This window comes from Celeribacter baekdonensis (assembly GCF_900102315.1).
GTDB lineage: Bacteria > Pseudomonadota > Alphaproteobacteria > Rhodobacterales > Rhodobacteraceae > Celeribacter > Celeribacter baekdonensis.
On record NZ_FNBL01000002.1, the window covers coordinates 452,557 to 477,096 of the forward strand.

At 59.1% G+C, this 24,540-nt stretch carries 20 protein-coding genes; 15 read left to right on the top strand and 5 right to left on the bottom strand.

The genetic code is table 11. The features are described 5' to 3' along the window. Nucleotides 1-125 precede the first annotated feature (125 nt). Together nifJ and BLT54_RS06360 are read right to left on the bottom strand one after the other, a co-directional pair. Nucleotides 126-3,731, bottom strand: coding sequence for a pyruvate:ferredoxin (flavodoxin) oxidoreductase (gene nifJ / locus BLT54_RS06355; protein WP_083351714.1), 3,606 nt, complete (start codon nt 3,729-3,731; stop codon nt 126-128). Then, on the bottom strand, nt 3,724-5,397 hold the full coding sequence (locus BLT54_RS06360; protein ID WP_074642330.1) for an NAD(P)-binding protein: 1,674 nt from the start codon (nt 5,395-5,397) through the stop codon (nt 3,724-3,726). The genes nifJ and BLT54_RS06360 overlap by 8 nt, the downstream gene beginning before the upstream one ends. A gap of 296 nt (nt 5,398-5,693) precedes the next feature. On the opposite strand from BLT54_RS06360, the gene BLT54_RS06365 reads away from it, so the two are divergent. From BLT54_RS06365 to BLT54_RS06425, 13 genes are all read left to right on the top strand, one after another. Then, nucleotides 5,694-6,410 (top strand): TetR/AcrR family transcriptional regulator, encoded by a 717-nt coding sequence (locus BLT54_RS06365; RefSeq protein ID WP_074642332.1) that lies wholly within the window; start codon nt 5,694-5,696, stop codon nt 6,408-6,410. Continuing rightward, nucleotides 6,403-7,365, top strand: a complete 963-nt coding sequence (locus tag BLT54_RS06370; RefSeq protein ID WP_074642335.1) for an HlyD family secretion protein — start codon at nt 6,403-6,405, stop codon at nt 7,363-7,365. Before BLT54_RS06365 ends, BLT54_RS06370 begins: the two co-directional genes overlap by 8 nt. A gap of 3 nt (nt 7,366-7,368) precedes the next feature. Next, nucleotides 7,369-8,358, top strand: a complete 990-nt coding sequence (locus tag BLT54_RS06375) for an ABC transporter ATP-binding protein (protein WP_074642337.1) — start codon at nt 7,369-7,371, stop codon at nt 8,356-8,358. Continuing rightward, nucleotides 8,355-9,500, top strand: coding sequence for an ABC transporter permease (locus BLT54_RS06380; protein ID WP_074642340.1), 1,146 nt, complete (start codon nt 8,355-8,357; stop codon nt 9,498-9,500). The genes BLT54_RS06375 and BLT54_RS06380 overlap by 4 nt, the downstream gene beginning before the upstream one ends. A gap of 206 nt (nt 9,501-9,706) precedes the next feature. Then, nucleotides 9,707-10,963, top strand: coding sequence for an imelysin family protein (locus BLT54_RS06385; protein WP_074642342.1), 1,257 nt, complete (start codon nt 9,707-9,709; stop codon nt 10,961-10,963). 111 nt (nt 10,964-11,074) lie between these two features. Then, the gene (locus tag BLT54_RS06390; RefSeq protein WP_074642345.1) at nt 11,075-12,676 is read left to right on the top strand and encodes a di-heme oxidoreductase family protein; all 1,602 of its coding nucleotides are present in this window, start codon (nt 11,075-11,077) and stop codon (nt 12,674-12,676) included. A 12-nt stretch (nt 12,677-12,688) separates the two neighbouring features. Then, a complete protein-coding gene (locus BLT54_RS06395) occupies nt 12,689-13,726 on the top strand; it encodes an imelysin family protein (protein WP_083351715.1) in 1,038 nt (345 codons plus the stop codon). Between the two features lie 38 nt (nt 13,727-13,764). Continuing rightward, nucleotides 13,765-14,856, top strand: a complete 1,092-nt coding sequence (locus BLT54_RS06400) for a DUF1513 domain-containing protein (protein ID WP_074642347.1) — start codon at nt 13,765-13,767, stop codon at nt 14,854-14,856. Between the two features lie 376 nt (nt 14,857-15,232). Continuing rightward, on the top strand, nt 15,233-15,856 hold the full coding sequence (locus BLT54_RS06405; RefSeq protein WP_074642350.1) for an ATP-dependent Clp protease proteolytic subunit: 624 nt from the start codon (nt 15,233-15,235) through the stop codon (nt 15,854-15,856). Between the two features lie 248 nt (nt 15,857-16,104). Further along, nucleotides 16,105-17,370, top strand: a complete 1,266-nt coding sequence (clpX, locus tag BLT54_RS06410) for an ATP-dependent Clp protease ATP-binding subunit ClpX (protein ID WP_074642352.1) — start codon at nt 16,105-16,107, stop codon at nt 17,368-17,370. 171 nt (nt 17,371-17,541) lie between these two features. Continuing rightward, on the top strand, nt 17,542-17,925 hold the full coding sequence (locus BLT54_RS06415; RefSeq protein ID WP_009570652.1) for an NADH:ubiquinone oxidoreductase subunit NDUFA12: 384 nt from the start codon (nt 17,542-17,544) through the stop codon (nt 17,923-17,925). Between the two features lie 42 nt (nt 17,926-17,967). Further along, complete coding sequence (gene mlaD, locus BLT54_RS06420) at nt 17,968-18,444, top strand: outer membrane lipid asymmetry maintenance protein MlaD (protein WP_074642355.1); 477 nt, start codon at nt 17,968-17,970, stop codon at nt 18,442-18,444. Continuing rightward, nucleotides 18,441-18,980: a DUF2155 domain-containing protein gene (locus BLT54_RS06425; RefSeq protein WP_245707958.1), complete on the top strand. Its 540-nt coding sequence runs from the start codon at nt 18,441-18,443 to the stop codon at nt 18,978-18,980. The genes mlaD and BLT54_RS06425 overlap by 4 nt, the downstream gene beginning before the upstream one ends. Here the strand turns inward: BLT54_RS06425 and aat are convergent. The 3 genes from aat to accB form a co-directional block, all read right to left on the bottom strand. After that, nucleotides 18,944-19,588, bottom strand: a complete 645-nt coding sequence (gene aat, locus BLT54_RS06430; protein WP_074642548.1) for a leucyl/phenylalanyl-tRNA--protein transferase — start codon at nt 19,586-19,588, stop codon at nt 18,944-18,946. The genes BLT54_RS06425 and aat overlap by 37 nt on opposite strands. An 84-nt stretch (nt 19,589-19,672) precedes the next feature. After that, a complete protein-coding gene (gene accC / locus BLT54_RS06435; protein WP_074642357.1) occupies nt 19,673-21,019 on the bottom strand; it encodes an acetyl-CoA carboxylase biotin carboxylase subunit in 1,347 nt (448 codons plus the stop codon). A gap of 12 nt (nt 21,020-21,031) precedes the next feature. After that, on the bottom strand, nt 21,032-21,511 hold the full coding sequence (accB, locus tag BLT54_RS06440) for an acetyl-CoA carboxylase biotin carboxyl carrier protein (protein WP_074642360.1): 480 nt from the start codon (nt 21,509-21,511) through the stop codon (nt 21,032-21,034). Nucleotides 21,512-21,791: 280 nt separating this feature from the next. Between accB and BLT54_RS06445 the strand changes: the two genes are divergently transcribed. Beyond that, nucleotides 21,792-23,129: an NAD(P)-dependent oxidoreductase gene (locus BLT54_RS06445; RefSeq protein ID WP_074642362.1), complete on the top strand. Its 1,338-nt coding sequence runs from the start codon at nt 21,792-21,794 to the stop codon at nt 23,127-23,129. A gap of 3 nt (nt 23,130-23,132) precedes the next feature. Next, complete coding sequence (preA, locus tag BLT54_RS06450; protein WP_074642365.1) at nt 23,133-24,434, top strand: NAD-dependent dihydropyrimidine dehydrogenase subunit PreA; 1,302 nt, start codon at nt 23,133-23,135, stop codon at nt 24,432-24,434. The last annotated feature ends 106 nt before the right edge of the window (nt 24,435-24,540 follow it).

A 24,540-nucleotide genomic window follows, 5' to 3' on the forward strand; every position in this document is an offset into this window, starting at 1 on the left:
ATAAAAACGCAAGTTTTTGGGGGAGAGTTCACGATCTCTTTAACTTTACTGAAAGTGCGGGGTATTCACCCGATCCTGTCTGGACCGGATGATGTGACGGTTTTTGTGAAACGCAGACGCTTCGTTCAAAACGACCCCGTGCCCATCACCCGGCTTGGGTCCGGGCCTTTTTCCATCTCGGCGAATTCCTCATAGGTGCGGTATTTGTCCAAGATGCCTTTTTGCGCCAAGGCCAAAAGGTCCGCCGCCTCTTCGGGGCGCGATTTTGTCAGGGCGCGATACCGCAACTCGCCATAGGCATAGTCTTTGAAGGCCAGACTCGGGCGCGGGCTGTCGAGGCGGAAGGGCGGCTCACCTGAGCCATGCAGGGCCGGATCATAGCGCAACAGTGGCCAATAGCCGGATTTCACCGCCTTGGCTTGTTGATCCATGCCTTTCGACATGTCGATCCCATGGGCGATGCAATGAGAATAGGCGAGGATGATCGACGGCCCGTCCCACGCCTCGGCTTCGCGGAAGGCGCGCAGGGTGTGTTGCGGGTTCGCGCCCAAGGCGACCTGTGCCACATAGACATTGCCATAGGCGATGGCTTGCAGCGCCATGTCTTTGCGATTGGTGCGTTTGCCGGCGGCGGCGAATTTGGCAATCGCCCCCAATGGTGTGGCTTTGGAGGCCTGCCCGCCGGTGTTGGAATACACTTCGGTGTCCATCACCAGAATGTTGACGTTGCGGCCCGAGGCCAAGACGTGATCAAGGCCCCCATAGCCGATGTCATAGGCCCAGCCATCGCCGCCAACGAGCCAGATGGCGCGTTTGACAAGGTGATCGGACAGCGACAACAGATGCTCAACCTCAGAGGTTTGCGGCAGGCTCAATAGCTTGACCCGAAGGGCGGCGACCCGTTCGCGTTGGGTACGGATTTCACTTTCGCGGACCTGCGGCGCGGTGAGGATGGCGTCGACCAAATCCTCGCCGACTTCCTGCGCCATGTCTGTTAAAAGCGCGCGCGCCACATCGGTTTGTTTGTCAACCGCCAAGCGGAAGCCAAGGCCAAATTCGGCGTTGTCTTCGAACAGAGAATTGGCCCAAGCCGGGCCACGCCCCTCGGCGTTTTTGGTCCAAGGGGTCACGGGCAGGTTGCCGCCGTAAATCGACGAACATCCGGTGGCATTGGCCACCATCAAACGGTCGCCAAAGAGCTGTGACAGCAGTTTGACATAGGGCGTCTCGCCACAGCCCGCGCAGGCACCGGGGAACTCAAACAGCGGTTCCAAAAACTGCACGCCGCGCACATTGGCGAAATCGACGCGGGAGCGGTCATTGACCGGAAGGCTTTCAAAAAACGCAATATTTTCGCGCTCTTTTTCGGGCAAATCGCCTTTGATCACCATGTTGATGGCTTTGTGGGTCGGGTCATCGGCGGACACCGCCGGGCAGGCCTCGACACAAAGCGAGCAGCCGGTGCAATCCTCCAAATAGAACTCAAGCGCAAACTGCGCGCCGGGGTAGCCGCGGGTGTTGACCGGCGCGGATTTAAAGCCTTTGGGCGCGGCTGACAGCCGCTCTTCGTCAAAATATTTTGCGCGAATGACCGAATGCGGGCAGACAAAGGAACACTGGCCACATTGGATGCATTCATCGGCAATCCAAACCGGCACATCCTCGGCCACATTGCGTTTTTCCCACGCGGCGGTGCCGGACGGAAAGGTGCCATCGACGGGCAGGGCGGACACCGGGATGTCGTCGCCGATGCCCTCCATCATTTTCGCCGTGACATCGCGGACAAAATCGGGGGCATCATGCGGCACCAAAGCGGGGCGCTCAAGCGTGCTTGTGGCATCATGCGGTATCGCGATTTCATGCAGCCCCGCCAGCGCGCCATCGACGGCGGCAAAGTTCATATCGACAATATGTTTGCCCTTTTTGGTGTAGGTTTTGTCAATCGCCGCTTTGATTTTGGCAATGGCTTCATCACGCGGTAAGACGTTTGAGAGGGCAAAGAAACAGGTCTGAAGGATGGTATTTGTGCGCGCGCCAAGGCCGACTTCGCGGGCAGCAGCCGAGGCATCAATGACGTAGAATTTCAACTGTTTGTCGATGATCGTTTGCTGCGCAGAACGCGGCAGGCGGTCCCATGTGGCGTCCGCCCCATAGGGCGAATTCAACAGGAAGGTTGCGCCGGGGGCCGCGAGTTTCAACACGTCCATTTTCATCAGGAAATGGAACTGATGGCAGGCGACGAAATTGGCCGAAGCGATCAGATAGGGCGCGGCAATGGGGTCGGGGCCAAAGCGCAGGTGGCTTTCGGTGATCGCGCCGGATTTGTGGCTGTCATAGACGAAATAGCCCTGGGCAAAATGGCCGGGCTCATGGGCGATGATTTTGACCGAGTTCTTGTTGGCGCCGACCGTGCCATCCGCGCCCAACCCGTAAAACACCGCGCGCACGATGGTGTCTTTTTCGATGTCATAGCTGGGGTCGACGGACAAGGAGGTAAAGGTCACATCGTCATGGATGCCGACGGTGAAATTCGGCTTTGGCGCGTTTTTGGACAGATTGTCGAACACCGCCTTGGCTTGGGCTGGGGTGAAGTCTTTGGAGGACAGCCCATAACGCCCGCCGATCACACGGGGCAGGGTGGCGCGGGTGCCTGTCGCAGCGGCCTCCATCAGGGTTGAGATCACGTCGAGGTAAAGCGGCTCGCCCGTGGCCCCGCTTTCTTTTGAACGATCCAGAACGGCGATTTTTTCGACCGTTTGGGGCAGGGCAGAGAGGAAATGCGCGGCTGAAAACGGACGGTAGAGCCGCACGGTGATGAGGCCGATTTTCTCGCCTTTCGCGACCAGATCCGCCACCGTGGCCGCGATCACATCGACGCCCGATCCCATGGCGATCACCACGCGGGTCGCATCCGGCGCGCCGAAGTAATCAAAGGGTTTGTAGGGACGCCCGGTCATCGCGCTAAGTTTCGTCATCTCATCCGCGACAATGTCGGGGGTGGCGGCGTAAAACAGGTTCGATGCCTCCCGGCCTTGGAAAAACACGTCGGGGTTTTGCGCGGTGCCGCGGATAAACGGGGTTTCCGGTGACAAAGCGCGTTTGCGATGCGCGCGCACCAGATCGTCGTCAATCATCGCGCGGATTTGCGCATCCGGGATGAGGTTGAGCGTGTTGACCTCGTGGCTTGTGCGGAACCCGTCAAAGAAATGGATGAAGGGAATGCGCGATTTGAGCGTGGCGGCGTGCGCAATCAGCGCCATGTCATGAGCCTCTTGCACGGAGGCTGCGGCCAACATGGCAAAGCCTGTGGAGCGCGCGGCCATGACATCCGAGTGATCGCCAAAGATCGACAGGGCGTGGGTGGCCAGTGAGCGCGCCGCAACGTGAAACACCGTGGGTGTCAGTTCGCCCGCGATTTTGAACATATTGGGCAGCATCAACATCAGGCCCTGCGAGGCGGTGAAGGTGGTGGTCAATGCCCCCGCTTGCAATGCGCCGTGGACCGTACCCGCCGCGCCGCCTTCGGATTGCATTTCCTGAATCACCGGAATGTCACCCCAGATGTTTTTGACCCCCAAAGCGGTCCAATCATCGGCCAATTCGGCCATCGGCGAGGATGGCGTGATCGGGTAGATCGAACAGACCTCGTTGACGCGGTAGGCCACATGCGCCACGGCGGCGTTGCCGTCCATTATGGCGTGTTCGGGCGTGGTATGGGGGTGATCAAGCATGGTGAAGATCCTCCGGGATCATCTCAAGCGCATGGCAGGGACATTGATCAAAACAGCTTTGGCAGCCGGTGCATTTTTCCGGGTCGATCTCATAGCCCAAGCCCGTTCCCAGTTTGACAATCGCGTCTTCGGGGCAGGCGGCAAAGCAATTGTCGCATTCGTAACATGACCCGCAGGAGTAACAGCGAGACGCCTCATAGCGGGCTTCTTTTTCCGACAATCCGCTGAGGACTTCGTCAAAACTTTGGCGTTGGCTGGTGGCCAGGGCGGCTTGTTCCTTTGGATCGACATCGGAATAGACCGGCAGGTGCAACATGTCGCCGGTGACCAAGGCGGGGGCCTCGTCGGCCACATAAGTCGTCCCCGCAAGCCATGCGTTGATGTGGCGGGCCGCCAGTTTGCCGTGGCCTGTGGCGATGGTGACGCTTTGCTGGTCGGGGACCATATCGCCGCCGGCAAAAATGCCCGCCGCACCGGTCATCCGGGTGGCATCGACCTTGACCGTGCCATTCCAACTGAAGGTCAATCCGGGGACGTTCTTGAGAAAGCTGCTGTCGGTTTCCTGACCCAAGGCCAAGACCACCGCATCGGCGGACAGCGTTTCAAATTCGCCCGTGGGCAGAGCGCGCCCATCCGCGCCGATCTCCATCCGCTCGACTTTCAAATCCTCCCCGTCGATCTCTTTGATCGTGGTCAACCATTTGATTTTAATGCCTTCCGCCATGGCCTCATCGGCCTCGAATTGATGCGCGGGCATATGGGCGCGGTCGCGACGGTAGACGATTAAGGTCTCAGTTGCACCCAGCCGTTTGGCCGTGCGTGCCGCATCCATCGCGGTGTTGCCGCCGCCATAGATGATGACCCGACGGCCCAAAAGCGGCGCGTCGCCTTTGGAGGCATCGGACAACAGGTGCACCGCATCAAGGATTTTCGACGCTTCTCTCAAAGGGATGTCGACATGTTTGCCCGCCCCGGCACCAATCGCCAAATAGACCGCGTCAAAGCCACCCTCGGCCTTTTCCGCCATCAGGTCGGTGACCTTATGATTGAGGGTGATTTTCACCCCAAGCGCCTCGATCCGGGCGACATCGCGGGCCAATTCGGCACGGGGCATCCGGTAGGCGGGAATGCCGAAATGCATCATGCCGCCCGCCACCGGACCGGCCTCGCGGATTTCAACCCTGTGGCCGAGACGGGCAAGGTGATAGGCGCAGGACAGGCCGGATGGGCCCGCGCCGACGACCAACACTTTTTTATCCGTGGGCGGGGCGACCGCTTTGAACATCCAGCCTTTTTCATTGGCCATATCGCCTAAAAACCGCTCGACCGCGTGGATCGACACCGAGGCGTCGACCTCGCCACGATTACAGCCGCCCTCGCAGGGGTGGTAACAGACCCGGCCATGCACGGCGGGCATCGGGTTATCTGCGGTCAGAATGTCCCAGGCCTCGCGGTAGTCGCCCGTCATCGCGAGCGCCAACCAGTCGCGGATGTTCTCGCCCGCCGGACAGGCCGCCGCACAGGGCGGGGTCAGGGTCACATATTGCGGGATTTGGCGGCGCACCGGACCCGTGCCGCCGGTCTTGGTGTGATCGACAACGGGGGTGAAATCTTTGCGTTTGGTGCCGAGGGCTGTGTCGGCTTTTGGGTCTACAGGATGGGACATGTCAGATGCCTTATGAGGTCTGGCTTGGCACAGCATCGCGGGGATTGGCGGGTGTGGCGTTGACATAAATCAAGGCCCGCATGGGTTTGATCCGCCCCGCAACTCTATGATTTCACGGTGGCTTTTTGGGATGTTTTATGTCGCGTCCGATTGAGGTCTGGGGGATCGGGAGAGGCCTTGTTGGCGGCGCAGGACTGTTGCGCAAAACCAGTCTGGCACGATTTATCTTTACTCGGCGGCTTAAAATAAATAAATGACTGGTCAGTTACTTATTTGCGACTCAACAGGAGCCTCCCGTGACAGTGCAGCCTGAGGATCAGCCCAAGACGGATCAGCCCGAGACAGAACCAAAATTCCGCCGTCGCAAAGAGGCGCGTCCAGACGAGATTTTGGACGCAGCACTCGATCTGTTCGCCGAAAAGGGATTTGACCGCACCCGGGTCGAAGATATTGCCAGCCGCGCCGGCGTCTCGAAAGGCGCGCTCTACCTCTATTTCCCGTCCAAAGACGCGGTGATCGAAGCACTGGTGCATCGCGCAGTCGGCAGTTTTGTGGGAAACATGACGGATCACATCACCGCGTGGCGGGGCGATCCGCGCCCGCTTTTGACCCGGCTCGTGCCAATCTTTGTCGAACGCGTCTCTGATCCGCGGGTTCTGGGCGTGCCAAAACTGATCATCCGCGAAGCTCCGAGCCATCCGAAACTGGCCGAAATGTACCGCGAACAGGTGATCGGCACGGCCTTTCCCGCGCTCACCGCGCTGTTTTCACAGGCGGTGGAGGGCGGATACATCCGCAAGATTGACCCGGAGATGGCGGTGCGCTGTTTGATCGGACCGTTTTTGATGCATGTGATGTTGGAGGATGTGTTTGGCATCCGTCCTTCGGGGGCTGTTCCGGGTGATATGAAATTCACCACACTGCTCGACACCCATCTGTCGATCTTTTTTGCCGGGCTTGAACCAGACCCATCGCCCGATCGCTCACCTCAAAAGGACATGTCCCATGGCTGATCTCCCAAGCTGGATTGTCGCTGTCATCACCGCGATCTATCCGGGATTCACCCCCGCGCCGCCCTATGTCTATGACGGCTATATCGAGGGCGATTACATCTATGCTGCCGCTGCCGCCAGTGGGCGGATTGATCAAATCGCGGTGACAGAAGGTCAGGATGTGGCGGCGGGGGCCTTGCTTTTTGCCCTGGAGGACGATCAAGCCAAGGCCAGTTTACGCAGCGCCGAGGCGCAATTGGCACAGGCTCAGGCCGAGTTGGAAAACCTGTCCACCGGATCGCGCGAGGCCGAAACCGAGGTCATCCGCGCCTCTTTGCGGCAAGCCCGCGTGGCCTATGACATTGCCCAAACCCGTCTGGACCGCGCCAAGGCGCTGTTGGCCAAAGGCGCGACCACGCAAGCGGCGGTGGATGATGGTCAGGCGGCGGTGGACGAAGCGGCCGCTTCGGTCGCCAATTTTGAAGCGCAGTTGAAAGTGGCGGAGTTGCCGGCGCGCGCGGCGCAACGTGTGGCCGCCGAAGCGGGGGTAGAGGCGGCGCGCGCGCAGGTCGATTTGGCGCATTCCAACCTTGACGACCGACAGGTGCGCGCGCCTCAGGCGGGGCGGGTCGACAAGGTCTATTTCGACGCGGGCGAAGTGGCAGCGACCGGGGTGCCCGTGGTGGCGCTGTTGCCGCCGGGCGATCTGACGGCGCTGTTTTTCGTGCCGGAATCTGAGCGCGCGGATTTGCAGTCTGGCGATGTGGTTCAGGTGAGTTGCGATGGCTGTCCGATTGATTTGACAGCAAAAATCACCCGCATGGCCTCGGACCCGCAATACACTCCGCCGATCCTTTACACCCGCGAACAACGCGGCCGCTTGGTCTACCGGGTCGAGGCCGATGTGATCGAACCAAAGGGCGTTTTGCCGGGACAGCCAATCACGGTCGATGCCGCCTTAGCGGTGGGGAAATAGGCCATGGAAACGGGGTCTGATCACGCCGATGACATCGCCATTTCCGTGCGCGGATTGACCAAGATTTTTGGCACCCGCAAGGTCGTCGATGGTTTTGATATGGAGGTTAAAAAGGGTGCGATTTATGGCTTTCTGGGGCCGAACGGGTCGGGCAAAACCACCACCATTCGGATGATGTGCGGATTGCTGACGCCGGATGCGGGGGCAGGGCATTGCCTTGGTCTCGACATCGTCAAACAGTCACGCGAGATCAAAAAGCGCGTTGGCTATATGACGCAAAAGTTTTCGCTTTACGAAGATCTGACCATCGCGGAAAACCTCGATTTCGTGGCGCGGATGTTTGATATGCCGAACCGCAAGCAACAGGTTTTAGATGCGGTGCGCGATCTCGGGCTTGAGGGCCGGGCGCATCAATTGGCGGGCACGTTGTCGGGTGGTTGGAAACAACGTTTGGCGCTTGCGGCCTGTATGATCCACGCGCCGGACCTGTTGCTATTGGACGAACCGACAGCGGGGGTGGACCCCAAGGCGCGGCGCGATTTTTGGGATGAAATCAGACGGTTGAGCGCCAAGGGCGTGACGGTTTTGGTGTCGACCCATTATATGGACGAGGCGGTGCAATGCGACCACATCGCCTATATCGCCTATGGCAAAAAGCTGATCGACGGGGCGGCGTCCGAGATCCCCAGCCAGATCGGATTGCACACATTCGTGGTGACGGGGCCGGATTTGACGCCTTTGGAGGACCGTTTGAAACAGGACGCCGCGGCCGGGCAGGTGATCCGCTTTGGGTCGGAATTGCATGTGTCAGGCACGGACAAAGCGGCGCTTGAGGCGCTGGCCCAACGCGAAATCGCGCATGGAACGCACGTGTGGCGCGCCAAAAAGGCCGGGCTTGAGGAGGCGTTTATCTACCTCATGGCCGGGGCGCGCGACAATTTTGGCACAGAAATTGGTGCAGAGATTGGTGCAGAGCCGGAGGGGGCATCATGAGCGGGCGGGGGCGGTTCTTTTCATGGGCGCGCTTTGCCGGGGTTCTGGTCAAGGAATTCATCCAAATGCGTCGCGACCGCGTGACCTTTGCAATGATGATCGGCATTCCGGTGGTGCAGCTTTTGCTGTTTGGCTATGCCATCGACACCGACCCGCATCACCTGCCGACCTTGGTGGAAATGACCGAGGAAAGCCCGATTTTGCATGCGTTGACGACGGCAATGGACACCTCTGAATATTTTGATTTCATTGGGATTTCGACCTCTGAGGCGGAAAGTGATCTGGCGTTGCGCGATGGTCGCGCCACGGTGATCCTGACCGTGCCGCCGGGGTTTGATCGCGATATGATCCGGGGGCTACGCCCCGAGATTTTGTTGACGGTGGATGCCTCCGATCCGGTGGCGGCGGGGGGCGCGATTGGCGCGATCAACGGCGTGGTCAACACCGCGATTGCGCAAAGCCTGACCGGGCCTCTGGCCTTTGCGGCGGGCGCGCCTGCGCCGTTTGACATGGTCATCCACCGGGCGTTCAATCCCGAGGGCAAGACCTCGACCAACATCGTGCCGGGGCTTTTGGCGGTGATCCTGTCGATGACCATGGTGATGATCACGGCGGTGGCGATTGTGCGCGAAACAGAACGCGGCACGATGGAAAGCCTGATCGCCACGCCGGTGACGCCCGCCGAGGTGATGTTGGGCAAAATCATCCCCTATGTCTTTGTCGGTTATGTGCAAACGCTGGTGTTTCTGATCGCCGCGCGGGTGTTGTTTGACGTGCCGTTCGAGGGGTCTTTTTTGGCGTTCTTCCTGGGCTTCAACCTCTATATCGTGGTCAATCTGGCGATCGGGTTTTTGGTCTCCACCATGGCGCGTTCGCAAATGCAGGCGATGCAACTGTCGTTTTTCACCATTTTGCCGACCATTCTTTTGTCCGGGTTCATGTTCCCGTTTGCGGCGATGCCGGGCTGGGCGCAGGCGCTTGGCACAGCGATTCCCGCGACGCATTTTTTGCGGGTTGTCCGCAAGGTGATGCTGAAAGATGGCGGTCTGCGCGAGGTTGCACCGGATATGTTGGCGATTGCGGTGATCTTGGTCGTGGTGGTGGTTGTGGCCTTGCGGCGCTATCGTCAGACTTTGGATTGAGGTGTGAAAACAAAGTCTTGTGGGGTTTCCTTTGAGTGTGCCGCAGACAGGGGCGATCTAAATCCCAATTAAAACAATCGGGATTGACATAACATACTAAAAAAGTCAGTTATTGATCCGTGAGCACCCGCCTGAACGCGGGGGCAAATGGAACGTGATCTTGACCGCCCAAAGAGGCGGCGGGGCACAGGAAAGGGATAAGACTGATGAAACGCATGACGACGGCACTGCTCGCCGCCACCCTGCCACTGGCACCGGCTTTTGCGGGCGAAAAAGAGGTGGTGGACACCTATGTCGAGATCGGCCACGCCACGTATGAGGACGCTTTGATCAAGGCGCAGGAGTTGCGCACAGCCATTGACACGCTGTTGACCGATCCGTCTGAGGCAAGCCTGACAGCGGCGCGCACGGCATGGATCGCCGCCCGTGTGCCCTATCAGCAATCTGAAGTCTTTCGTTTCGGCAATCCCATCGTCGATGACTGGGAGGGTAAGGTGAACGCTTGGCCGCTTGACGAAGGTCTGATCGACTATGTCGACGCTTCCTATGGCGGGCCGACGGACGAAAACGACTATGCCGCGCTCAATGTCATCGCCACGCCGAAATTTACCCTGTCGGGCACCGAGATTGACGCCACCAAGATCACGCCAGAGCTGATTGGCGAGACATTGCATGAGGCGGATGAGGTCGAGGCCAATGTTGCCTCCGGCTATCACGCCATCGAATTCCTGCTCTGGGGGCAGGATTTGAACGGCACCGAGCATGGTGCGGGCAACCGCCCCTACACCGATTATGTCGTGGGCGAGGGCTGCACCAACGGCAACTGTGACCGGCGCGGGCAATACCTTACTGCGGCCACCGATCTGTTGATGTCTGACCTTGAGTATATGGTCGGGCAATGGGCCGAGGGCGGCGAAGCGCGTGAAACGGTTCTGGCCGATCCGGCAGCAGGTATTGTGGCGATGCTCACCGGCATGGGGTCCTTGTCCTACGGCGAATTGGGTGGCGAACGGATGAAGCTCGGCCTGATGCTCAATGACCCGGAAGAGGAGCATGATTGTTTCTCCGACAACACCCACAATTCGCATTTCTATGACGGTTTGGGGATGCGCAATGTCTACACCGGCCAATATGTGCGCACGGATGGAACCTTGATTAGCGGCGAAAGCCTTGCCGATCTGTTGACTGCGGCGGACCCGGAGGCGGGTGCGGCGTTGAGTGCTGCGGTGGATCATTCGGTGGCCGAATTGGGTCAGATCAAAGCCGCCGCCGAAGCCGGGTTCTCCTATGACCAAATGCTCGCGCGCGGCAATGCGGCGGGCGAGGCGTTGATCATGTCGGCGGTCGATGCCCTTGTGCTGCAAACACGCTCGATCGAGCGGGCGGTGACGGTTTTGCAAGCGGGCGAGGTCTCGGTTGAGGGCTCTGACAGTCTGGACAACCCCTCCGCCGTGTTTGAATAAACCCGAGGCAAAAACACATGCGTGGGGGGCTTTTGGCCCCCCCCTATGGCTCCCCCTATGGCCCCCCTGTAGCGCCGCGCGTTGAAACCCCGCCATTTGGCAAGGACATCTATGCTTATCCTTTCCCCACATGTGAAACAGGCCCCGCGTTTGATCGGGGCTTTGTGCGTTTTGTCGGTGTTGGCCGGGCAGGCGGGCGGGGCCGATGGAACCTCAAGCGACCCGGTTTTTCCGAGCCACCCCCGCACGGCGCAGGAGCAGGCGCGGATCAATGCGGTGACCGCCCCGGCGGTTGATTTCACCGCGCCAGAGCCGTTTGAGGCCAACCAAGGCGGCGCGGGCACCGTGGCCGATACGGGGGATGACACGGTGTTTTCTCTGCCGCCCACCACGTTGCCCTTGGACGATCAGTTCGATTTCGAATTGGGCCATGCGCTGTTTGCCAAGCTCTGGGTCTCGTCGCCGTCTTCGACCAAGGCGTCGGACGGATTGGGGCCGCTGTTCAATGCGCGCTCCTGCATGAGGTGCCATGTCAATGACGGGCGCGGGCATCCGCCAGAACACGCAGACGACAGCCGCGTGTCGATGTTTTTGCGTCTCTCTGTGCCCGCGCCGCAAACTGCGGCTTTGACCGAGATCGAGGCCTATTTGGCCGATCTTGACGGGGCAAACACCACGCCACGCACCCGCCCTGCGCCGGGATATGGCGGCCAGTTGCAGGATTTTGCCGTCACGGGCCATGTTGCCGAAGGGCGGATGGAGATCACCTATACCGAGATCCCCGTGGCCTTAGCTGACGGTGAGGCTGACGGTGAGGTTGTGATGTTGCGCAGGCCGAATTACGCCATTTCAAATCCCGGTTACGGTGCTTTGCCCAAGGATCTGCAAATCTCGCCACGTGTGGCCACTCCGATGATTGGTTTGGGCCTGTTGGAGGCGATCCCGGCGCGGGATCTTTTGGCCCATGCCGACCCTGAGGACCGGGATGGGGACGGGATTTCTGGCCGTCCCAATCTGGTTTGGTCAAAGCGGGAGGGTGCGCCGATGCTGGGCCGATTTGGTTGGAAGGCCGGAGAGCCGAGCGTCGAACACCAATCCGCCGCCGCCTTTCATGGCGACATTGGCATTTCCACGCCGCTGTTTCCCACGGCCTTTGGCGATTGCACGGCGGAACAGGTTGCCTGTCGCACGGCTCCCGATGGCGGGGGGGATGCACGCGGCGATGAGATTGATCAATCCGGCCTTGATCTTGTGAGTTTTTACGCCCGCAATCTGGCCGTGCCCGCGCGCCGCGATGTGGCTGATCCCGAGGTCCTGCGTGGCAAGGAGATGTTTTACACCTCGGGCTGCACGTCCTGTCATGTGCCGAAATTTGTCACCCACCGGCTTGAGGGCGCGACCGCCGCGCCGCAGTCGTTTCAACTGATTTGGCCCTATAGTGACCTGCTTTTGCATGACATGGGGCCGGATTTGGCGGACAATCGCCCCGAGGGCCGCGCCACCGGGTCTGAGTGGCGCACGCCGCCGTTGTGGGGGATCGGTTTGACGGCGCAGGTGTCCGGGGTTACGAGCTACCTCCACGATGGCCGGGCGCGCTCGCTTTTGGAGGCGGTGCTGTGGCATGGTGGGGAGGCGCAAGCGGCGCGCGATGCCGTGAGTTTGATGTCAAAATCGGATCGTGCCGCTTTGATCCGGTTCCTGGAAAGTCTGTGAGGACATATGCGTATGAGATTTCCTACCACTTCCCTTGTCACCTCGACCCTGGGGCTGTGCCTGTCCTTGAGTTTCACGGCACCGGTTCTGGCCGACCCGCTACAAGACGCGCTCATCAGGGCGGTGGATCTGCATGCGACTCCGGCGGTTGAGCGGTTTGATCAGGCCGCCACGGCGCTGTCGGATGCTGCCGCCGCTGATTGTACGCCCGAGGCTGTCAAACCCGCCTATAACGCCGCGTTTGACGCGTGGATGGGGCTGCAACATCTGCATATGGGGCCGCTTGAGACCAATGGCCGCATTTTGGCCATCGCCTTTTGGCCCGACAAAAAGGGCCTGATCCCGCGCGCTCTGGCCGATTTGATTGCGGCCAAGGACCCGGTGGTGCAGGACCCACAGGCGTTTTCGCAAGTTTCCATTGCGGCACGCGGGTTCTTTGCGCTCGAATATATGCTTTATGACGACGCGTTTGAGGACTATGCGGCAGGCAGCTATTCTTGCGAGTTGGTTCAGGCGATCACCCATGATCTGGGCCGGATGGCACAGGTGATCGACGCAGAATGGACCGCACCAGACGGGTTTGCCGACACGTTACGCGAGGCGGGGGCTGCGGCGAAACCGCATTATTTCACGCCGCAGGAAAGCGTTCAGGCGCTCTATACCATGCTGATATCCGGGCTGGAAAACACCAAAGATCAACGCATTGCCCGCCCGATCGGCACGTTTGACAAGCCGCGCCCGACCCGTGCCGAGGCCTATCGTTCGGGGCGGTCCGAGCGCAATGTGGTCTTGTCGCTGATTGCCGCGCGCGATTTGGCCCGTGCCATGGCGCCGGGGGATATGAGCGAAAGCGAAGAGATTTTTGCCGAGGTGATCGGCTTGGCCGAGGCCTTGGATGACCCGGATTTCTCTGGCGTTGTTGACCCGATGCAGCGGCTCAAAACCGAGATCGTTGGCCAGCGGATCGAGGCGCTGTTGGGCGCTTTGGCCAATGATGTCGGCCTGCCTTTGGGGGTCTCCGCCGGGTTCAACGCCTCTGATGGCGATTGATCTTCGTCACTGCCTCTCTCCCTCTCAAAGGACATCTCATGACCTCCCGCCGCACATTCATCAAAGCCGCCATCGCCGCCACATTCGTTCCGCGTCTGAGCTGGGCCGATGCCGGATCTCCGGCCTATTTGGGGGCGGCGCGTGATGCCTCGGGCGATTATGCGCTTTACGGTATGGATGGGGCGGCGCAAATCCTGTTTCGCGTGCCTTTGCCCGCCCGCGGTCATGCCGCCGCCGCCCATCCACGCAAACCCGAAGCGGTGGCCTTTGCCCGCCGTCCCGGCACCTTTGCCGTGGTGGTGAATTGCGCCACCGGCTCCGTCACCCACCGTTTGGATGCGCCTCAAGGCCATCATTTCATGGGCCATGGGGTGTTTGTCGGCGAGGGCAATCTGATGCTGACGCCAGAGAACCATTATGCTGAGAAAAAAGGTGTTTTGGGCATCTGGGACCGGGCGAAAGGTTATAAACGCGTTGGCGAAGTGCCAAGCCACGGCATCGGCCCGCATGACATTCGCGAACTTTCGGACGGCAGCCTTGTGGTCGCCAATGGCGGAATTTTCACCCATCCAGAGATTGGTGAGGGGCGCGAAAAACTGAACATCGCGGAGATGAAGCCGTCTTTGACCTATCTGAACGCGGATTTCGGCCTCGCAGAGCAGCATGTTCTTGCGCCTGAGTTGCACCAGAATTCGATCCGACATCTGGCCGTGGGCCCCGACGATCAGGTCGGTTTTGCGATGCAATGGGAAGGCGATACGGCGGAGCCTGTGCCGCTTTTGGGGTTGCATCGGCGCGGTGAAGAGGTGGTCTTGGCCGAGGCGGATTTGGCCGAGCATTTGATGATGCAAGGCTATGCCGGGTCGATTGCCTTTTCCGGCGATGGGTCCGAGGTGGCGATCACCTCGCCGCGTGGGGGCCGGTTACAACGTTTTACCTCTGATGGCACGTTTTTGGGCGCGGTTTTGCGCGCCGATCTCTGTGGTCTTGCGCCTTTTGGCGCGGGCTATCTTGGCTCTGATGGGTTTGGTGCGCTTTTGGCGCTCAAAGACGATATGCGGCCTTTGACGGCGGTTCCGGGGCTGGCTTGGGACAATCATTTGGTGGCTTTGCCCGCGCGCGTGGCCTGACATCTTTGGCGGAGTGCGGGGCGCAGGTTTGGCGAATTGCGGGGCGCTGGTTTGGCGGAGCGCGGGGCGCAAGGTGCGGCGGATGATTGGAAGACTTTGCCTAAAATTTTATCTAAGTGTGAGGCAAACTGGCAACACAGCAAAATCACACATCTGTGCGCCCCCGCATAAGCTCCTGTGGAGATTTTCGCATCCATTTGACGCACAAAGGAAAAATAACAAATCCGCAAAGGAATTTGGGGCAGGGTGCACCCTTGTGGCGGCTCACATTGCCGATCTGAGAACCGGGTGCCCTTGCAGCCCCATCGGTCCGACACTAAGACTCAAGTAACACTTCCGCGCTAACACCTCACATAGAAGCAATAGGCAGGCGTATATGAAAGACCCGATTGATACCTACATGAATACCCTCGTTCCCATGGTCGTTGAACAGACCAGCCGTGGCGAACGGGCCTATGATATTTTCTCGCGCCTGCTCAAAGAGCGGATCATTTTCCTCAACGGCCCGGTGCATGACGGCATGTCGTCGCTGATCTGTGCCCAGCTTTTGTTCCTTGAGGCCGAGAACCCGAAAAAGGAAATTGCGATGTATATCAACAGCCCGGGTGGCGTCGTCACCTCCGGCCTGTCGATCTATGACACGATGCAATATATCCGCCCGAAAGTGTCGACCCTCGTGATGGGGCAGGCGGCGTCGATGGGGTCGCTTTTGTTGACTGCGGGCGAAAAGGGGATGCGCTTCTCGCTGCCCAATTCGCGCGTCATGGTGCACCAACCTTCCGGTGGCTACCAAGGTCAGGCAACGGACATCATGATCCACGCCAAAGAGACCCAGAAACTCAAAGATCGCCTCAATGAGATTTACGTCAAACACACCGGGCAAACCATGGACACCGTGGTAGATGCGCTTGAACGCGACAATTTCATGTCGCCGGAAGACGCCAAAGCGTTCGGTTTGATTGACGAAATCGTCGAAAGCCGCGCGGTGCCGGAAGAGTAAGATCAAAGGCTCTGATCGGCTTGGATGCATCCGGGTCGATCGGGGACGGGTCATTGGCCGTGCGATGCTGTTAAGTGCGATCGGGATTTTGCCATTGTGCCCGAAAAATCGCTGTCTTACACTCAGGGGAACAAGGGCAATGGGCGGCCCCCTTTGGGGGCGGCCATTTCAGGGCAAAGTTGAGCGCCGCATGGGGCTCAACCAGATTTATTAAAGACGGCCCAGTTCCGGGTCCTTAGGGGAATGTGATGAGCAATTCGTCCAGTAGTGACAGCAAAAACACGCTTTACTGCTCGTTCTGCGGTAAAAGCCAGCACGAGGTGCGCAAACTGATTGCGGGCCCAACCGTTTTCATCTGTGACGAATGTGTCGAACTGTGCATGGATATCATTCGCGAGGAAACCAAATCCTCCGCTCTGAAATCCTCCGAGGGCGTTCCGGCCCCGCGCGATATTTGTCAGGTTCTCGATGATTATGTGATCGGTCAGGCGACAGCGAAACGCGTGCTGTCTGTGGCGGTTCATAACCATTACAAGCGCCTCAATCACGCGGCCAAAGGCAATGGTGACATCGAATTGTCGAAGTCGAACATCCTTTTGATCGGTCCGACCGGCTGCGGGAAAACCCTTTTGGCGCAAACATTGGCGCGCATTCTCGACGTGCCTTTCACCATGGCCGATGCGACGACTTTGACCGAGGCGGGCTATGTCGGGGAAGATGTCGAAAACATCATCCTGAAACTGCTTCAGGCGTCTGAATATAATGTCGAACGGGCGCAGCGCGGCATCGTCTATATTGACGAGGTCGACAAAATCACCCGCAAATCCGACAATCCTTCGATCACCCGCGATGTGTCGGGCGAGGGCGTGCAACAGGCTTTGCTGAAAATCATGGAAGGCACCGTCGCCTCCGTGCCGCCGCAAGGCGGGCGCAAGCATCCGCAGCAGGAATTCCTGCAAGTGGACACCACCAACATCCTGTTCATCTGTGGCGGGGCCTTTGCCGGTCTCGACCGGATCATCGCGCAGCGCAACAAAGGGACTGCGATGGGGTTTGGCGCGGATGTGAAAAACGACGAAGACAAAGGCGTCGGCGAGATGTTCAAGCAACTCGAGCCGGAAGACCTGTTGAAATTCGGTTTGATCCCGGAATTTGTTGGTCGTTTGCCCGTTCTGGCGACGCTCGAAGATTTGGATGAAGACGCTTTGGTCACGATTTTGACCCAACCGAAAAACGCACTGGTGAAACAATACCAGCGCCTGTTCGAGTTGGAAAATGCCAAGCTGACCTTCACCGAGGACGCGCTGACCTCCATCGCGAAACGTGCGATTGAACGCAAAACCGGTGCGCGTGGTCTGCGCTCAATCCTCGAAGACATCCTGCTCGACACCATGTTCGAACTTCCGGGCATGGATAATGTCACCGAAGTGGTGGTGAATGACGATGCGGTCATGTCCTCGGCCAAGCCGTTGATGATCTACTCGGATGAGAAGACCAAGGAAGCGACAGCCTGATCCGCTGATCCTTGTGTGCTGACATTTGCCCCCTGTCTCCCTGTGAGGCGGGGGGCGTTTTTTGGCCTTCTGCGGCGAAAACTCGCCCGGCACAGGTGGCTGCCCTCTGGACCTTGGCGTGCGGATGGGTCATAGATTGCGACAAGCGAATTACGAAAGGTGACCGGATCCATGGGTATCGTGAACACTGTCCTGCGCGCACTTGTCTGGTGGAAGGGCCAAACCATTGGCACTCAATTGTTCACCTGGCGCCATGGCATCAAGGTCGGCGAGGACGCCCAAGGCAATTTCTATTTCCGCAACGAAGATGACAGCCGCCGCTGGGTGATTTTCAACGGTGAGGTCGAGGCCTCCCGCGTGAATCCTGATTGGCATGGCTGGCTGCACCACACCTTTGCCAACCATCCGGGCCATGAGGCGCTTGAGCACAAGACTTGGGAAAAGCCCCATGTTGAAAACCTCACGGGCACCATCGCCGCTTACGCGCCTGCGGGCTCGATCCGCAAAGCCAACCCGGTTCTGCGTCAGGATTATGAGGCTTGGCAGCCTGAATAAGGCCGCCCGACCCGCAGCAACCTGAACAAGGGCGGACCATTTATGTCTGAAAACACGACAGAAGTTGCCGTTGGCGCGGGCGTTGTCGCCCTCGCACTGGGCTTTCTCATCTACGCCGGACAGGTCACGGGTTTTTCCTCCGGGGCAACGGACGCGTATCACCTCACGGCCTCCTTCCGCTCCGCCGAGGGCATTGGCTCTGGCACGGATGTGCGTTTGGCGGGGGTGAAAATCGGCACGGTGACCGCGCTGGACCTCAACCCCGAAACATACCGGGCTGAGGCGCAGCTCACGCTTGATAAATCGGTGGTTTTGCCCGACGACACCGCCGCGTTGATTTCCTCTGAGGGGCTATTGGGCGGCAATTTTGTCGAGCTTGTGCCCGGCGGATCAATGTTCAATTTCGAAGACGGCCAAGTGATTGCCGACACCCAAGGCTCGATCAGCCTGATCAATCTGATGTTGAAATTCGTTACCGGAAGCGACACCGGAAGTGACTCTGGGAGCAGCACAGAATGAGACGTCACCTTCCGGCCCTGATCCTGATGCTGTCACTCTCGACGCCGATCTCGGCGCAAGAGGCGGGATTTGGTGACGATCTGGAAACCGACCTGGATTCCATTGTGATCACGCCTTTGGATGAGGGCGACGTGGCCGGGTTTGGCACGGGCGGCTTGTCGCTTGAGGATCTGCAAAACCTGCCCAATGATGGCTATCAACAGGAATTGCAAGACATCACCACCGAATTGCAAGAAGAGGTGGTGTCTGGCTCAGGCGCCACGGTGCGCGCGCTGGATAAGCTCACCGGCGCTGTCGAAGACCTGTCGCTTGATGTCGGTGGAACCACCAGTTTTGGCCGCATTCAGGTGTTTTTGGGTGATTGTCGTTCGCCCAAGGGCAACCCTTCGGGGGATGCCTATGCCTATCTGGTCGTGCGGGTTGAGGGCATGGAGGCTCCGGCCTTTTCCGGTTGGATGGTTGCCTCAAGCCCGGCGTTAAACGCGATGGATCATCAGCGTTACGACCTCTGGCCGCTGTCCTGCACCACCTCTTGAGGTGTCAAATCCCGCGCCAGTGCGGTGATGTCGGCGCGTGCCTGTAACGCGTTTCGCAGCAATTCCCGATACTGTGCCCGTGGAATTTCGATCCCGCCAAGCGAGGCGAGGTGCGGCGTCAGGAATTGCGTGTCAAACAGGGTAAACCCGGTGCGGTTGAGCCGGGCAACCATATAGGCCAGCGCAACTTTTGAGGCATTCGGGGCGCGCGAAAACATGCTTTCGCCAAAAAACGCGGTGCCGAGTGTGAGGCCATAGGTGCCGCCGACAAGCTGCTCGCCTTGCCAAATTTCCAAAGAATGCCCAAAACCCATTGCGTGCAGCGCGCCGTAAAGTTCGAAAATCGTGTCGTTGATCCAGGTCTCATCGCGATCGGCACAGCCCTCCATGACGCCTTCGAAATCTTGGTTAAAGGTGACTCGAAAGCGGTCTGAGCGGATCACTTTGGCCAAGGAACGGGAGATGTGAAACCCATCCAGCGGAATGATCCCACGCTCGCGCGGATCGACCCAGAAAATCTCATGATCGTCGCGCCCCTCGGCCATGGGAAATACGCCATTGGCATAGGCTTGCAAGATGAGTTCTGGGGTGAGGGCGAGGTGATCCATGGGGCTGACTTTGGCGCGGGTTTGGGCAAAAGAAAAGGCCGCACTCCTATGGGGCGCGGCCTTTTTTGACATGATCCAAAGACCTTAGCCGAGATTGGTCTCAAGCCATTTTTCGAGCCAATGGATGTTGTAATCACCAGTTTGCACGTCTTTTTCTTCGAGCAGGGCGTGAAACAGCGGGATCGTGGTATCGACACCGTCGACGATCAATTCGCCCAAAGCGCGTTTGAGGCGCGCCAGAGCTTCGGGGCGATCGCGGCCATGCACGATCAGTTTGCCAATCAAACTGTCGTAATAGGGCGGGATCGTATAGCCGTCATACAGCGCCGAATCCATCCGCACACCCAGACCGCCAGGGGCGTGATATTGGGTGATTTTGCCGGGGCAGGGGGTGAAATTCGGCAGTTTCTCGGCATTGATCCGCACCTCAATGGCGTGGCCATCAAGCAACAAATCCTCTTGGGTGAAGGACAGTTTTTCGCCCGCTGCGACGCGAATCTGCTCGCGCACAAGGTCTTGACGGAAAATTGCCTCGGTCACCGGATGTTCGACCTGAAGACGGGTGTTCATTTCGATGAAATAGAATTCACCATCCTCATAGAGAAATTCGATGGTGCCCGCGCCTTTGTAGCCCATCTCAGCGATGGCATTGGCGCAGATGCCGCCGATGCGGGCGCGTTCTTCGGGCGTGATCGAGGGGCCGGGGGCTTCCTCAAATACTTTTTGGTGGCGCCGTTGCAGCGAACAATCGCGTTCGCCAAGGTGAACGCCGCCGCCCTGACCGTCACCAAAGACCTGCACTTCGATGTGACGCGGCTTTTGGAGATATTTCTCCATATAGACCTCGTCATTGCCAAAAGCGGCTTTGGATTCGGAGCGCGCGGTGCGGAAAGCGACCTCAAGCTCGGCCTCACTCAGCGCCACTTTCATGCCGCGCCCGCCACCACCGGCGGTGGCTTTGATGATCACCGGATAGCCCATCTCGGCGGCGGCTTTTTTGGCGCTGTCCACGTCCGGCACACCGCCTTTGGAGCCCGGAACAATCGGGATGCCCAAACGTTCGGCGGTTTCCTTGGCGGTGATTTTATCGCCCATCTGACGGATGTGTTCCGCCGACGGTCCAATGAAACTCAGCCCGTGATCTTCGACGATCTGCACAAAGGCGGCGTTTTCAGAGAGAAACCCATAGCCCGGATGGATCGCCTGCGCGCCGGTGATTTCACAGGCGGCGATGATCGCGGGGAAAGAGAGATAGGAGAGGGTCGACGAATTTGGGCCGATACAGACGGCTTCGTCGGCCATGCGCACATGCATCGCATCCGCGTCGGCGGTGGAATGCACCGCGACGGATTGAATGCCCATCTCGCGACAGGCGCGGATCACCCGAAGGGCAATCTCGCCACGGTTGGCGATGAGGATTTTATCGAACATGGATCAGATCCCTTATTCGATGATCATCAGCGGAGCGCCGAATTCGACCGGTGTGCCATCTTCAACGAGGATGCGTTTGACGGTGCCGGATTTCGGCGCCGGGATGTGGTTCATGGTTTTCATCGCTTCGATGATCAAAACGGTTTGACCTTCGGACACCTGATCGCCGATCTTGGCGAAAGGGGCAGCGCCCGGTTCGGCCGCCAGATAGGCAGTGCCCACCATTGGCGAGGCCAGAGCGTTTGGATCATTGGCCGGATCGGCAGCGGCGGCCACAACCGGGGTTGCCGCGGCAGGAGCTGCGGGTGCGGCCACGGGGGCCGGTGCGGTGACCGTCTGAATCATCTGCGGTAGGGCACGGCTGACGCGGACATTAAGGCTGTCGTTGTCGCCATATTCGCGCATGACTTCCACCTCTGTGAGGTCATTTGCGGTCAGCAGTTCGGCGAGAGCCTGAATGAAAGCCACGTCGGCGTCGTTTTGCTTGGTCATGTGTTCAACTCGGTTTCTGCCGCCCGTCATTAAAAGCGGGCTGTTGTTCATATCGTTCGTATATAGGCGTTGTTACGCTGCGTGAAAACCCGATATCGGCCTCCGATCAGGGGGGAGTGCCGCAAACTTTGCCTATGATTTGGGCGTTCGCGCATCATTCTTTGGCGTGAGAGGCCTGAAAGGTTCGAAAATAACGGGATGATAAATTTTACCACTTGATAAAAAAATCAACCCTGCCACCCTGACACCAACAAAAGCCAGCTAACAGGGAGCGAGCCCGATGTCCAACAGTCCGATGACGCCCGCAATCGCCGCAGGGCGCCTGCCGGCGGAAAGCTATACCGCACAGTTTTCCGATTTGCATCCGGTTTTAGACCATCACGAGGCGCTTGTGGCCTCGGATCGGTGTTATTTTTGCCATGATGCGCCGTGCATGACCGCATGTCCGACCTCGATCGACGTGCCGTTGTTTATCCGCCAAATTGCCACGGGAACCCCGGAGGCGGCGGCCAAGACGATTTTCGAACAGAATATTCTGGGCGGCATGTGCGCGCGGGTCTGTCCGACGGAAACCTTGTGCGAAGAGGCCTGTGTGCGCGAAAAGGCGGAAGGCAAGCCGGTCGAAATCGGTCGGTTGCAGCGCTATGCCACCGACACGCTGATGGCGAAAAACGCCCATCCCTTTGCCCGCGCAGAGGCCACCGGCAAGACCGTTGCCGTGGTCGGTGCCGGGCCTGCGGGCCTGTCCGCCGCGCATCGTTTGGCAATGAAGGGTCATGATGTGGTGATGTTTGAGGCGCGTCCGAAATCTGGCGGGCTCAATGAATATGGCATCGCGTCCTACAAAGCGCCGGGCGGGTTTGCCCAAAGCGAGGTTGATTGGTTGTTGCAGATCGGCGGGATCACCGTCGAGCATGGCAAAAAGCTGGGCGAGGGGCTGACACTTGCCGCGCTGCAAGACGACTATGATGCGGTGTTTCTGGCCATTGGCCTTGCGGGCGTCAATGCGCTGCGGGCCGAGGGTGTGGACAAAGCGGGCGTGTTGGACGCGGTGGATTTCATCGCCGATCTGCGCCAATCCACCGACCTCTCTACCCTGCCTGTGGGCCGCAATGTGGTGGTGATCGGCGGGGGCATGACCGCCGTGGACGCCGCCGTGCAATCCAAACTTTTGGGCGCGCAAAACGTCACCATCGTCTATCGGCGCGGCAAAGACCGGATGTCGGCCTCAGACTATGAACAAGAGCTTGCGACCTCGAAAGGCGTTCAGATCATCTATCATGCCGCGCCCGTCGCCGTGCATGGCAATGGTGCCTGTGCCGAGATGGAATTTGAATTCACTCAAGAGGTCGATGGCACGCTGACGGGGACGGGCGAGACCTTCCGTCTGGCCGCCGATCAGGTGTTCAAAGCCATTGGTCAGACCCTTGTGGGCGCGCCCGAAGGGATCAAAATCGAGGGCGGCAAAATCGCCGTATCCGCCACGGGTCGCACGTCGATGGCGGGGGTTTGGGCCGGGGGCGACTGTGCCTCTGGCGGCGAAGACTTGACCGTCACCGCCGTTGCCGAGGGTCGCGATGCGGCCGAAGACATTCACGCCAGCCTGATGGAGGGCTAAGACATGGCCGATCTCACAAGCACATTCTGCGGTATCACCTCTCCGAACCCGTTTTGGTTGGCCTCCGCGCCGCCCACTGACAAAGAATACAACGTCCGCCGCGCCTTTGAGGCCGGATGGGGCGGGGTGGTTTGGAAGACCCTGGGCGAAGAAGGCCCGCCCGTGGTCAACGTCAACGGTCCGCGCTACGGTGCAATCCATGGCGCGGATCGCCGTCTTTTGGGCCTCAACAATATCGAGCTGATCACCGACCGTCCGCTTGAGGTCAACCTTGAGGAAATGACCCGCGTCAAAAAGGATTTCCCGGATCGGGCGCTGATCGCCTCGGTCATGGTGCCGTGTGACGCCGAAAGCTGGAAAAGCATCATCCCGCGCATCGCCGAAACCGGCTGTGACGGGTTCGAGCTGAACTTTGGTTGTCCGCATGGCATGGCCGAACGTGGCATGGGCGCAGCCGTGGGCCAGGTGCCGGAATATATCGAAATGGTGACGCGTTGGTGCAAAGAGGCGACGGGACTTCCGGTGATCGTCAAGCTGACGCCGAACATCACCAATATCATCTTGCCCGCCGAAGCGGCTTTGCGCGGTGGCGCGGATGCGGTGTCCCTGATCAACACGATCAATTCGATCACCTCGGTCAACCTCGACAGCTTTGCGCCCGAGCCGATGATTGACGGCAAAGGCACCCATGGCGGCTATTGCGGCCCGGCGGTCAAACCGATTGCGTTGAACATGGTCGCGGAGATTGCCCGCAACCCGGCCACGGCGACCCTGCCGATCTCGGGGATCGGCGGCGTGACCACATGGCGCGATGCGGCGGAATTCCTGGCTTTGGGTGCCTCGAATGTTCAGGTCTGTACCGCTGCGATGACCTATGGCTTTAAAATCGTTGAAGAAATGATCTCTGGCCTGTCGCAATATATGGATGAAAAGGGATTCACCTCCGTTGCGGAAATCTCTGGCCGTGCGGTGCCAAATGTCACCGATTGGCAGTATCTCAACCTCAATCATGTGACCAAAGCGGTGATCAATCAGGACGATTGCATCAATTGCGGGCGCTGCTATGCCGCCTGCGAAGACACCTCGCACCAAGCGATTTCGATGTCGCCGGACCGGGTGTTCACTGTCATGGATGACGAATGCGTGGCCTGTAACCTTTGCGTCAATGTCTGCCCGGTTGAAGGCTGTATCACCATGAAAACATTGGACAAAGGCGAGGTGGATGAGCGCACGGGCAAACCCGTTGGCGACTATGCCAACTGGACCACGCATCCCAACAATGTGGCCGCCTGTTCGGCGGAATAAAGCATAACGCAGAATAAAGCATGACTTTGTGCGCATCGGGCGGGTCCTGATGCGCACAGTTTATTCGGTCTGGACAGACCATGCCTGTCCAGAACTTTGGGTGATG